Below are 12,699 nucleotides of genomic sequence, written 5' to 3'. Positions count from 1 at the left end.
TCCGAATAAAAAATTGCTCCTGGGATAGGTAATATTCATTTTAAGTTAGCTTTCTAATTCTTTTTACACCAGCCCCCTGGGCGTCTGTCTTTCCAACTGTTGTCTCTTTCCTAATGGATTGGATGAGGTATCCACCAATTCTGAATTTTTTTCAATCTTGCTCCGCTTATTTCCTTTGAAGCATTGAGCACCTTATTTTGATTAACTCTTCAATCGGATATCCCCCTCATTTCATTGTGTTATAAACTTCAGAAGTTACAGTTTATTATGCAAGAATCATGCCGATTTTTAATTAATAAGAATATTCAACTAAACACAGATATTTAGTCAGTTTTTTAGTTGTTTTATTTGTTATTGGGTCAGTTTTTAAATCTCTTTATTGGTTATTGGATAACCTAAAATATAACCATTAAGGTACTCTTGCCGAAAAGGTGGATTCGCTTCACCATTCTCTAGTCTAATAACGAGGAAAAAGAGAAGTCTGACCAAGAAATATCAAAAGACGATTCTCCTTTAATTGCTGAATAGCTACAGGATAAGCTGGGTTTTATCGACTGTTATGATACGCGGTCTGGAAACATACGAAAAAGCCAAGGCTTTCTTGAGAAAGCACTTGGCTACTTGTTTATCTCTTGATTCACTTAGATAAATATCAATGGTATTTATTTCGTATCTATTGCACGATAAAAGAACATCCATTGACTCTTTACTTTGATAAATGTATTATCAACTCGCCTGGAGTCATTTCTTGACTTAAGTTGACACCGTAGCATCAGAACCTTTTTTACAACTAATGAACTTTCTTTTCAATTAATTTCTCTCTGATACTTTGTAAAACCTGTATTCCCATAGGTGTGATCGTTGTACCTTGCTTCTTGACACCTATTGTGACACATCCATACCGTTTAAGAATCGATAGCTTATTGCGAATTTGAGCCTCGGATAAGGGACGGGAGAGCAATGAGCATAAAACAGTTCGTCCCACCCGCTCCTGCCGTTTACTGATATTCCACAGGATCGTCAAGATATCTTCATAATCCATCAGGGAACCGTGACGTGACAAGAATTGAAGTACGTCCTCCTTTTCGGCTGTTGGAGCTAGAGGAGTTGACAAGATGATACTGTTATTTAAAATACGCTCAGGAATATGCTGTAATTTCACTGTATCTCCTTCTACGATTACCTTCAGATACTTAATGAAATTTTCCAACTCCCGAATATTACCTGGCCAGCTGTAGTTTAAAAGAGCATTTTTTACTTCTGGTGTAAAACGTAGCTTTATCTCATTATCATGAAGGAAATAGTCAATGAGGATAAAAAGATCTTCTTGTCGTTCTCTAAGATTTGGGATATTTAACGGCAAAACGTTGAGCCTATAGTACAAATCTTCCCGGAAAGTACCCTGCGACACCATACTATTCAGGTTTCGGTTTGTGGCAGCGATCACCCTGACATTGATTGGAATTACTCGATTTCCTCCTACCCGCATCACCTGTCGCTCTTGGAGCACACGCAGCAAGGCTGCCTGAATACTGAGAGGAGCATCCCCAATCTCATCCAGAAAAATGGTTCCATTATGGGCTAATTCGAATAGACCCATTTTCCCTCCTTTTTTAGCTCCTGTGAAAGAACCCTCTTCGTATCCAAACAATTCACTTTCTGCCAAACTTTCTGAAAGGCCGGCAAAATTCACCGGAACGAATGGGCCATTACGCAGGGTCGAATACCTATGAATCGCTTGGGCAAATACTTCCTTACCCGTACCGTTTTCTCCTGTGATCAATACGCTAAAATCACTTACTGCCAGTCTGACAGCAACCTGTTTCGTAGAGGTGATGGACTTGCTTACTCCGATAATATTTTCGAAAGAATATTTTGTCGTTAATCCCAGACGGCTACTATTTTTGCGGATTTCCTGTTCATTTCGTTGGACGATCGTTACATCTTTAAACGTAACAACGACGCCCATCAAATGCCCGTCCAGCATCATGGGAACTTTGGTAACCAGAAGAACCTTGCTCCGTATCACTAATAATTGATTAGACTCCTCCGCGTGGAACTGAAAAATCTGATTCAGGTTAAACTCAGGGATTACATCCCAACACGTCTTTCCAAGGCAATTATCTGCAGACAGGCTGAGGATTTTCTCCGCTTCATCATTAAAAACCGTAATGTTTCCCGATTCATCCATACTGATAATCCCTTCATGAACAGCATTAAATACGGATTCCAGCTTTTGATTTAATCGCTTCTCATTGTTTACGGAATTGGCTAATTTTCTTCCAACGCGAACAAAATCACGGAAAAACTCAGCTTTATAGAAATGCGCATTCTCCATAGGAAGCTTCAATTGTTGGGCAATATCATAAATCGTTGTCAAATCAATTGGACGCATGCCCAAATCAATCACTTTATCAATCGTCTCCGGGATGAGTTCTTTTAATCCATGAGTAACCGCTACATCAATGCCCTCAAGTGTAGGGCGGATTTCCGCTGGCTTCGGAGCATATGGAATAAAATCCAAATGTTCAAACCCCAGACGATTCAAAAGCTCAATGGCATCTTCAATTGTGTCCATACTGTTAGCGACAAATAAGCATTGGGTTCCCGGTGCTAAATCCATCAATTGTACGAGTTTTGGCAAATGTAAGGTTCTTCTGGCAAACAGTGCCCGCTCATGGAGTAGTTTTGGTAAACGATCCAATAATCTTTCGGAGGAAACTAGAATCAGTTCACACTCACTAACTAATTGGGCATCCAGCTCCTGGTGCTCATGAACGGTATAAATCTCAATATTGTTACCGAAAAATATTCTCATATTAGTCTTAAATGTCTGTACTAGCTTCTCCCCTCTTGTTAGCAGTAAAATGCTTGGTATCCCCATTTTTCTCACCTCTTAAAATCTTTTTTAGAATAATAATAGCTTAAAAACAAACCTAAAACTACACGTAATAAAAATCTCTTACCAGGGTCAGGGTATTTTAATAAAGCCAGCCCTCTATTAAGGAATGTATTTAACCCGATAGGAAATCCGATTGCTTTTCCGTTTTTTCAAACTTAAAATTTCCTATGTGTAAATGAAACCCCTTAATTAATGTTCAATTTTTTAAAAAGGTCCCCAGTTAATCATCATACCGATAATGATGAAACTAATTCCGAGAACAAACCAAACTACCGTTAATGGAAGCATGAACTTCAGCCATTTTCCATAGGAGATGCCACTAGTCGCTAGTATAGCCATCAGCACACTGGATGTCGGATTGATCGTGTTTACTAATCCTTCCCCAAACATGACCGCTTGGACAGCTACTTGACGTGTAATATGCAGCAAATCTGCCAAAGGAATGAGAATCGGCATCAACATAATAGATTCCCCTGAACCCGAAGAAATCAAAAAGTGTAGAGCAGCACTTCCGATAAACATACCAATCGAAGCGGCAATTGGAGACAAAGATTCAAGGGGTTGAACCAACGCATTGACAATGGTATCTAATATCTTAGCATCCTCAAGAATTAAGCCTACCGCTCTGGCCATCCCAACAATGAGAGCTCCATAAACCATTTGTTTACAACCTTGAATAAATGTCAATGCAATGTCATTTGCACTCATTCGTGCAATCAAACCGGCGCAGATGGCAATAAAAATGAAAAGACCCGCCATTTCATTTTCTGTCCATTTAAATATCTGAGAGAATATCATAAAACCTAGCAAGGATAATCCTGCAAATAGTAAAATTAGCTTTTGTTGCAAGGAAACCGATACATTATTAGTCTCTACTCCCGCACCTTTTACTGTGATCTCAGGTGTGAATGATTCTAAGCCAAGGATGTTCTTGGTCGGGTCACTTCGAATTTTGCGTGCATAAAAATATACATAAAGAATAGTAACGGTCAGAAATGTTAGATAGATAATGATCCTATAGCCTACTCCTGAAAAAAGTGGAAGTTCGGCAATACGCTGTGATAGTCCGAGCGTTTGAGGGGCAAAAACAGGTACGTTCCAACCAGCGTAGGTTCCTAGATAGATAAGGGAAACGCCGAAAATAGGATCTAATCTCAATTCTCGTGCGATATATAATCCTAAAGGAATAAAAGCAATAACCGAATTGACCACAATCCCTGTTGTTCCCAAAACAGAAAATATCAATCCTATAGGGATAATTAAAAGTAACAGATGATTCTTGAAACGAGTAAGAGTGGATTTAAGAAGCGCATCGATCGCACCCGATTTTCCAATGACAGCGAAGGCTCCGCCTGTAAATAGGATAAGGAAAATAAGTGGCGCTCCATTTACCATTCCACTTTGGAACGTAGTAAAGAAATCTACAAAACCAATAGGATTTGAATGAACAAAATGAAAACTCCCAGGTACCGTTATGGTGATGTCATCTTTTCTAATCCTTTCAAATCCACCTGCCGGTAAAATGTATGTGGCAATAGCGCAGATCAATGCAACAAAAAATAATAGAACATAAGCGTCAGGTTGTACGAATCTTCTTATCTTCTCCACTCTCTCCTGAGCCTCTTTCCTTATATATTGCATGAAGTATCCTCCAATTTCTAATTCTTATTTTACTTTACCCTATCGTTTTTTACAAAATGATAAAAAGTTTATTTTTTTATAAATAAAACACTTTTTAAAAGCAATATTTTATAGGTTAAACAGTTAATTATCAAGATATTTTTATATTTATAAATTAGAAGATTACGAATCTATAAAACTTTTTATCAAAAACAAAAAAAGTGATTTACAACATCAAAAGATTTAGTATATTATGTTTGAGAACAATCCTTTATGGATAATTCAGAATTTTATGAAAGGATTATATAATTACTTTTTTTGGAAACCTTATCAAAATTAGAAAGCGGGGGTCTTATGGACATTAATTCATTAATTAAGAAAACAGTTGTTATCGCATTTTCTGCAGGCTTAATAGTCTCACCTATTCATTCGGTACTTTCCTCTAAAGCTGCAGCACAAGAACTTAAGACAGAGGACATACTGTCATCTCTGACAAAGGAACAACGTGAAGCATTGAATAAATTACAAGTGAACAAGCCTACGGGGCTACAAGGCTTCAGTGAGGCGGAGTTAAAGACGGAAAAAGATATTTCTGTCATTGTAGAATTCAAATCGAATCCTAGTAAAGTTGCTGTATTAGAAGCAGCTGCAAAAGGCAAAAAGTTAACAAATAAAGACGCTGCAATGCAAGTCGAAAAAGAACATAAAACCTTTAAGGAAGACATCAAAAAACATTTGTCTAAAGAGAACTCTAAATCGAAAAGCATTTCTTATCCCATCACCAAGACCTTCACCGAAGCTTATAACGGCGTATTAATGACATTGCCAGCCGATCAAGTCAAACTCCTATTGGAATCCGATGTTGTCCAAGCTGTTTACAAAAACCAGACCTTTACAATTGATCCTGTTGATCCTATAAAAAAAGATCTTCCAAAAGATGTTAATAGAGAAATCACTACTTCTGTTGATAGTATTCCTTATTTAAAAATTGACAAGTTACATAAGGAAGGCATTACCGGAAAAGGCGTAAAAGTAGCTGTTCTTGATACTGGAATTGACTATAATCACCCTGATTTAAAGGATGCATACAAAGGTGGTTATGATTTTGTAGATAATGATAATGACCCAATGGAAACAACGTATGCTGATTGGCAGAAATCAAACGAGCCTGAATATAATCAATACGGAAGTCCCTATTACACAGAGCATGGTACGCATGTATCTGGAACGATTGCAAGCCAAAATAAAAATGATAGTGAAGTTTCTGTAGAAGGTATAGCTCCAGATGCCGATCTTTATGTATACCGCGTTTTAGGACCATATGGTAGCGGATCATATGGATCAATCCTATCAGGTATTGACAAAGCAGTGAATGACGGAATGGATATCATGAACCTTTCACTAGGGGCAGCTGTAAACGATCCGTATAATCCAATTAGTACTGCGATCAATTATGCTGTGTTGAATGGTGTGACGGCTGTTGTAGCTGCAGGAAATTCAGGTCCGGATTTTGGAACATTGGGTTCACCGGGTACAGCTGCACTAGCTTTAACGGTAGGAGCAAGTGATGTTCCTGTTAAGCTAGCTTCATTTACAGGTAGCATTTCAGGAGACTGGTCCACTAAGCTCATTAGCATGGGCAGGAGCTATTCGGATAATTTCTCTATCTTAAATGAAAAATCACTTGAGCTTGTAGATGTAGGCTTAGGTTCACAAGAAGAATATGCAAACAAAGATGTTAAAGGAAAAATCGCTTTTATTCAACGCGGGACCGTTGCCCTCGCTGACAAAATCAAATTTGCAAAAGAACACGGGGCAACTGCTGTTATTATGAGTAACAATGTAGATGGACAGATTGGTATTAATCTAGGGGAATCCCCTTCATTCATTCCTGCTTTTTCTATTACAAAAGCGGCAGGTGAGGAATTAAAGGCAAAAATCGCTCAAGGGAACACAGCATTAACTTTCTCAAATTTGCAAGATATCGTAACTGGAGGAGACAAATTAGCTGACTTCAGTTCAAGAGGGCCAGTCGATAAAACTAATGATATCAAACCAGAGGTCGTTGCTCCTGGAGTGAGTGTGCTTTCGACAGTACCTTCTTACACGATTGACCCTAAACATCAAGAAGATTATAAATATGCCTATGCACGTCTTTCAGGAACATCAATGGCAACCCCACACACGACTGGAATTGCCGCATTATTATTACAGGCAAACCCAGAGCTTGATCCAGATGATATTAAAACGATACTTATGAATACGGCTGATCCTTTAAATGGCGAGTATAGTTTGTATGAAATGGGAGCAGGTCGCGTAGACCCTTATCAAGCCATTCATGGTGAAATGAAAATACAAGCTACCGAGGATACCCTTATTCCAAATGGCGCGGATTACATGAAGGTAAAAAATCCATCCGGTAAAATAAGCTTTGGCTTTTACGACCGCGAGGAAGGAAGCAATATTCGTGTTAGTAAAAACATAAGCTTCACAAACAACGGTGACATCACAAAAAATTTCACTGTTTCTGTAGAAGAAAATATATTGAAAGGTAGCACGAACAGCCTGAGTAAAAATGGTATTGTCGTTAGCACAAGCAAAAGCATTACAGTACAAGCCAACAAAGAAGTGAAACAAACTGTATTTTTGACAGCACCAAAGACGGCAAAACCAGGCCTATACGAAGGTTATATAACGCTGACGAATAAATCAGATTCATCCGATAAGTACCGTATTCCATTTAATTTCTATATTAAAAGCAATGCATTCTATACTTTAGATCTCATGACACCTTCCTTTTTGCCATTATATTTAGATCAAGATCCAGGTCCAGATAGACGTCGACCTAACTATAATTATTTGAGTTATGCTTCCCTTTATTTAAATCAAAGCATGAAATCATTGGATATCACCTTGCAAGATGCAGAAACAGGAAAAGATTTAGGCTTTATCGGAACGATGGCAAACGCAGAGTCTCTTCCAGTGGGTCTTGAATTTTCCATATCATGCTTTTGGGGGACGTACTATGCATTCACAGGGGATCCTAAACAGCCTATTGCAAAAGAAGAGAGTTATGCAAAACCTGGCCACTATAAGTTGAAGTTTACATTTGTAAGTCAAACTGGAAAAGTAGTAAAAGACACTCGTGATATTTTCATTGATATTGACGATCCTACATCCACAAGTTCATTAGATGGGCAGTCTCCTTTCATTGAATATAAACCAGGTCAAAAATCATATCCATACAATGTTCAAATTACCGATCCTCTCGTGGAAGAGATGCAGAAAGCAGGAATAGATATCGATCAATCTTCGAATGATTTGTTTCCTAATTGGGACCCTAAGCTCCCTCTCTACCCTATTTCTATGGATAAGGAAGGAAAATTTGCAGGTGTAGTTGCCTTGGATGATACCATTCCAGCACAGAGATTTACATTAGATAGTTCAGATTTTGCTGGTAATTTACCATTAACAAAAGAATATTTCTTTGTCAAAGAAGGGACACCAGTTACGTATGCAAAAAGCGATATCAAAAAAGCAAAAACAGGTGAAACGATTAAAGGCCAATTATTCTTGGACAATGTAAGTGACGCAAAAGAAGTCGTTTGGAACTTGAAAAAACAATATGGCAATACAGTGGCCTTTGTCGATGCTAAACTTGCGAATGGAGTATCAGACAAAGCAACCATAAAGGTTAATGGAGACGAAGTAAAGGTTGTCTTTAACGATTCCAATTTGGCATTTGATCATACGGCAGTTGTGGATGTTACATTAAAGATTACGGATGAAATCTACACCTTAAAGGCTAGCATCAATCCAACGGCTACTGTACTAAATAGTCAAAATCAAACTAGTAAACTACTTAACGCTGGTTACAATTTTGAGATTCTGCCGCAATTCAACGCCGCTTATGGTCGAGTATTGCCGGATGGATTCCGCACCGCTCGTTTTAGTCCTATTCTTGATAAGAAAGATTGGACAAAGGTTGGGGCTTCGCTAAAATTCAAGGAGTCAAACGGATTTACTTTTGACGCTACTTCTTTAATCCAGCAAAGTGGATTTTACAGAGTAGCCAAGCTTCCATTAAGCAAGGATCCATATATCGTTGAGATTAAAATACCTGGTCACTTTGAAGTTCACCATAAACAAGAGATTGGGTTTGAATATAAAGGTGAAAATTATAGTCAAAATATGTATGTCAGCTACCCATTTGATCTTGATATTAAAGCTGGGGATGTCAACCAAGATAACGTCATTGATGTTTTAGACGCGATTGAAATTCAAAACGCTTGGAAGACAAACAACCGTGCGGCAGATATTAATTTTGATGGTACTGTTGATGAAAAAGACATCGTCTTTGTTAAAGACAATTACTTATTGCAGAATAAAGATGTTGAAAATCCACCAGCTGCAAAAGAAACGTATGATGGCAAGACATTAGAAAGTATCTTGAAAGAGTTGGGGATTCAGTAATAAATAGAATGCATTTCATTCATCAAATTATGAACTAATTCATTCCCCTACCACCATTTCTTGATTAATTGTGGTAGGGGTTACGCGATTATGTTTTTTTCTGACATCAATAACAATAAGAAAACAACGCAAAAATAATGATGTTAGGAGCAGAATTATGAGAAGAAAAACAACAAAATGGCTTTCAAATATTATTCTACTTATCTTTTTTCTATTAACGATTTATATCGGCGTTAAGGTGTATCAATCTAGTAAAAATCCTGGCAGCTTACCGCGTTTTTTTGGATACACACCATTAATCGTTCTCTCTAATAGTATGCAGCCGCATCTTCAATCGGGAGATCTTGTATTGATTAAAAAAGTAGAATTCAAAAATATAAAAGTGAAAGATGTTATAACCTTTAAAGAATCAGATACAAAATTCATTACTCATAGAGTAATAGCTGTTAAAGAACAGGATGGACAAGATGGTTTGGTGACAAAAGGTGACAACAACAATGTTGAAGATTCAATGATCGTCACGAAACAACATTTCTTTGGAAAACAAATAGCTGCAATACCTAAACTCGGATATGTATCAGATTTTGCAAGCAGTCCGATCGGATTTTTACTGTTAATCACCATTCCTCTCACAGGGTACATCTGTCTAACGGTTTTTGAACGTCTTTCCCGAAAAGAAAAACAGCATTCTAATGAAGAAATTGTATCCAGATAAAAACTATTTTAAGACGGAGGAATTATTTTATGAAAATCGTTAAAGCAAAGAAAGCATTATTAGGCACAACACTTGCTGGTGCAGTTGCTGTTGCAGCAAGCTATGGAACGTATTCTTGGTTTACTTCCGAAACAACTGCTAAAGGAAAAATCACAAATACAATTGTGCAGCTTAATAACGGTGAAGATATTAAAGGGAGCATTGTTGAGGCTGAAAATTTTGCACCATCACAACTAGTATTTGGAGATTGGCTAACTATTGATAACACAGGGACGGCCGATACATTTTTACAAGCAAAATTGCAGCAATCACTAGATAAACCTCTTCCACTAAATAAGTACAAAGTCGGCTATGTTGCGCTTAAATACAAAGTAAAACCAACAGAAGAAGTATTAAAGGAATCACAAACGAAACTTGAAGAATTATTCGAAGGAACTACGAATGAAGTACACCCTTCTCTAGCTCCAGCTGAACTTCCAAAAGGTGTAGAAATGGTAACTGGCTTCCTGAACGCTCCTACAGCAGCGGGATTTGTTGCTACAGGAGCAGCAGCGAACTCTGCTGCTGCCGGCAATAAAACACTTCTTTTGGGTGATGGTGCAGAACCAGGAGAAGATAACGAATTCTGGAATTTAGAAACAGATGAATACATTGATATTTCATTTGGCGTAAAGCTTGATGAGTCAGCAAAGAATGATTACCAAGGTGTGGCATACTCTGCTAATCTATCTGTTAAAGCTAAACAAAAGGACGATGGTGCTTTATACAAGTAATGTATTGATCGAAACAGATGACCAGTTGGTCGTCTGTTTATTTGTTGTCCAGAAAAATAATGACAAACTAGTAGTTGGTTTAGTTACCTTAGAATTAAACAATAATAAGGAACTGTTTTGTTTCAAGAATAGTTTAAAATAAGAGCTCTGGTTCCTCTTTAAATATTTTTTGTAATTTAAAATACTATATTCGATAGATAATGTTTAATATTTTTATCAAGTCGCTCAATTAATAGTTTTTTTCCACAACATTATGAATGTAGATCAGATGAGTTATCGTTCTATTTATTTTAAATTCAAAACAAAATCGAATATTCCAGTTAGTCTTTTTAGGAATTTCTTTAGTTACAAATCTTTAATAACATAATCAAAGTTAAGATACTTTCTAATCCATTAAGAAAACTACCTAAAAAAGGTGGCTTTAAATATACTTCCGATGTATATTCTTCCCATCATAACTAAACAAAACAGACTTATTCTCAATATCCGTCTCCAATTGAACCCCTCTACCTCACAACTGATGAATATATGGCATTTGGATATACTTCATCGCACTAATATAAAGTAAGTTTTCAAATTTCACCAACTTCTTAGGTAAACTTAATCACATTTTTAAAATGATAGATGTATTTCCCTTAAGAAAGAACACCTTTTAAAATAAATCCAAAAGTTATACCGTTAGCATTGATGTTAACGTACCAAGTAAAAAACATTTTGCCCAATCTCTATCATCCATTTGCTTAAACCTGCTTCGATTAAGCGAAGCGCTAGAAGATCTTAATAATTATAGAAGTTATGATCCTACATTTTGAAAATCGAAAAAACGTATTTCGATGAATGAAATAAGCAAGTATAAATTTTTCAAACTACTTGTCATTCTTTTATCAAGGCTCTGTTAAAGTAAAATCTTGATATTTAATATTTGAAAAAGGACTGTCTAAATTTTGACAGTCCTTTCACAATCTTATTGAACTAATGCGTTATTCAATGTGGAATTTCAGTTTGTTAAACTATTAAATATTCATTCCAATCCTATTTTTAATGGACTTGTGTTATAAAGAATTTAGAAAAATATGGATAGCCAATTATGACTATCCAGACTAAATGGTTAGCCTCTTTTTTTTAGTGCTATCAATAACATTATCGTTGTTCTTATTTTTGTTGTTATAATTGACATATGTTTTATATTACTAATTGAAGTTCAGAAATTGTGATAAGTAAACACCAGGTGTTCATGCGTTTTTTTACATGGTACCCTTTAACATCTTATATTAAGCTTTTACTTTTGAAGAAGATTCATATAAATCTACTGCTTCATTTACTGTGAATCCTTTATGAACGATGGAATGTATTGCTTGGATCATTGCAAGAGGATGCTGAGATTGCCAAATATTTCTTCCCATATCTACCCCAGCCGCACCTTGCTCCATAGCATTATACGTAATTTCCAGTGCTTCACGAATTGTTTTAAATTTTGGGCCTCCTGCAATAACTATTGGAACCGGGCACTTACTCGTTACCTGTTCAAAGTCGTCGCAATAATAAGTCTTTACAATATCGGTTCCCATTTCAGCAAGAACTCTTGAAGCTAATGCTAAAAACCTGGCATCCCGTTTTTCTAGCTCTTTTCCGACTGCAGTAATTCCAAGTACAGGCAATCCATAATCATGAGCATCAGTTACAACCTGAGCTAGATTTGTTACTGTTTGAGTTTCATAGTCAGATCCGATAAAAACCGAAACCCCTACACCAACAACATTATGGCGAATTGCTTCTTTTATTGAAGTAACGATCCTTTCATTCGCTAGATCCTTCCCTAACGTTGTAGGACCGCCTGAAACACGAAGAACCATTGGTTTTTCCGTATTTTTCGGAATACATGCTGCAAGTGTACCTCTTGTTAAATATAGCGAATCCGTGTATGGAAGTAAGTCTCTGACAGTTTCCTCAGGCTTTTCTAAGCCTCTTATTGGTCCTAAGAAATAGCCATGATCGATTGCAAGCATTACTGCTCTCTTATTTGGTAATATTTTGTTTAATCGATTTTGAAATCCCCAGCTCACTATCTATTCACCCCTTAACTTGATTTCTGGATTCATTATATTCACAACATCTCTTTCTAAAATATGCGGAGATTTAATGAAGAGAGCTTTAAAGGTTTTGTCAGTTTGATTGATAAGGTAATGTGCATCGCCCGGGCGGCATTGAATCATATC

The 12,699-nt window shown here is 36.8% G+C and carries 6 protein-coding genes and 1 pseudogene; 3 read left to right on the top strand and 4 right to left on the bottom strand.

The genetic code is table 11. The features are described 5' to 3' along the window. Window positions 1–502: 502 nt before the first annotated feature. The 3 genes and pseudogenes from CN601_RS24780 to CN601_RS24770 all read right to left on the bottom strand — a co-directional run. Window positions 503–770, bottom strand: a pseudogene (locus CN601_RS24780) (DDE-type integrase/transposase/recombinase); the annotation flags it as partial. Window positions 771–790: 20 nt separating this feature from the next. Next, on the bottom strand, window positions 791–2,884 hold the full coding sequence (locus tag CN601_RS24775) for a sigma-54 interaction domain-containing protein (protein WP_098172673.1): 2,094 nt from the start codon (window positions 2,882–2,884) through the stop codon (window positions 791–793). Window positions 2,885–3,106: 222 nt separating this feature from the next. Continuing rightward, window positions 3,107–4,543, bottom strand: coding sequence for a YfcC family protein (locus tag CN601_RS24770; RefSeq protein ID WP_098172672.1), 1,437 nt, complete (start codon window positions 4,541–4,543; stop codon window positions 3,107–3,109). A 333-nt stretch (window positions 4,544–4,876) separates the two neighbouring features. Here CN601_RS24770 and CN601_RS24765 point away from each other — a divergent pair, with 333 nt between their 5' ends. From CN601_RS24765 to CN601_RS24755, 3 genes are all read left to right on the top strand, one after another. Then, on the top strand, window positions 4,877–8,995 hold the full coding sequence (locus CN601_RS24765; RefSeq protein ID WP_098172671.1) for a S8 family serine peptidase: 4,119 nt from the start codon (window positions 4,877–4,879) through the stop codon (window positions 8,993–8,995). Between the two features lie 157 nt (window positions 8,996–9,152). After that, the gene (locus CN601_RS24760) at window positions 9,153–9,710 is read left to right on the top strand and encodes a signal peptidase I (protein WP_098172670.1); all 558 of its coding nucleotides are present in this window, start codon (window positions 9,153–9,155) and stop codon (window positions 9,708–9,710) included. 29 nt (window positions 9,711–9,739) lie between these two features. Continuing rightward, the gene (locus CN601_RS24755) at window positions 9,740–10,483 is read left to right on the top strand and encodes a hypothetical protein (RefSeq protein WP_098172669.1); all 744 of its coding nucleotides are present in this window, start codon (window positions 9,740–9,742) and stop codon (window positions 10,481–10,483) included. Between the two features lie 1,271 nt (window positions 10,484–11,754). On the opposite strand, the gene lsrF is transcribed toward CN601_RS24755, so the two are convergent. Further along, the gene (lsrF, locus tag CN601_RS24750) at window positions 11,755–12,546 is read right to left on the bottom strand and encodes a 3-hydroxy-5-phosphonooxypentane-2,4-dione thiolase (protein WP_098172668.1); all 792 of its coding nucleotides are present in this window, start codon (window positions 12,544–12,546) and stop codon (window positions 11,755–11,757) included. Window positions 12,547–12,699: the final 153 nt, after the last annotated feature.

The sequence above is a fragment of the Bacillus sp. AFS017336 genome (genome assembly GCF_002555445.1).
In the GTDB taxonomy this organism is placed as follows: Bacteria; Bacillota; Bacilli; order Bacillales; family Bacillaceae_G; genus Gottfriedia.
Note: the sequence above shows the minus strand (reverse complement) of the source record. Positions and strands in the feature narration are given on the sequence as shown.

What these genes read in the sequence shown, in the direction of transcription:
- CN601_RS24775 (WP_098172673.1), bottom strand. Translation starts at nt 2,884, where the DNA reads ATGGGGATACCAAGCATTTTACTGCTAACAAGAGGGGAGAAGCTAGTA.
- CN601_RS24770 (WP_098172672.1), bottom strand. Translation starts at nt 4,543, where the DNA reads ATGCAATATATAAGGAAAGAGGCTCAGGAGAGAGTGGAGAAGATAAGA.
- CN601_RS24765 (WP_098172671.1), top strand. Translation starts at nt 4,877, where the DNA reads ATGGACATTAATTCATTAATTAAGAAAACAGTTGTTATCGCATTTTCT.
- CN601_RS24760 (WP_098172670.1), top strand. Translation starts at nt 9,153, where the DNA reads ATGAGAAGAAAAACAACAAAATGGCTTTCAAATATTATTCTACTTATC.
- CN601_RS24755 (WP_098172669.1), top strand. Translation starts at nt 9,740, where the DNA reads ATGAAAATCGTTAAAGCAAAGAAAGCATTATTAGGCACAACACTTGCT.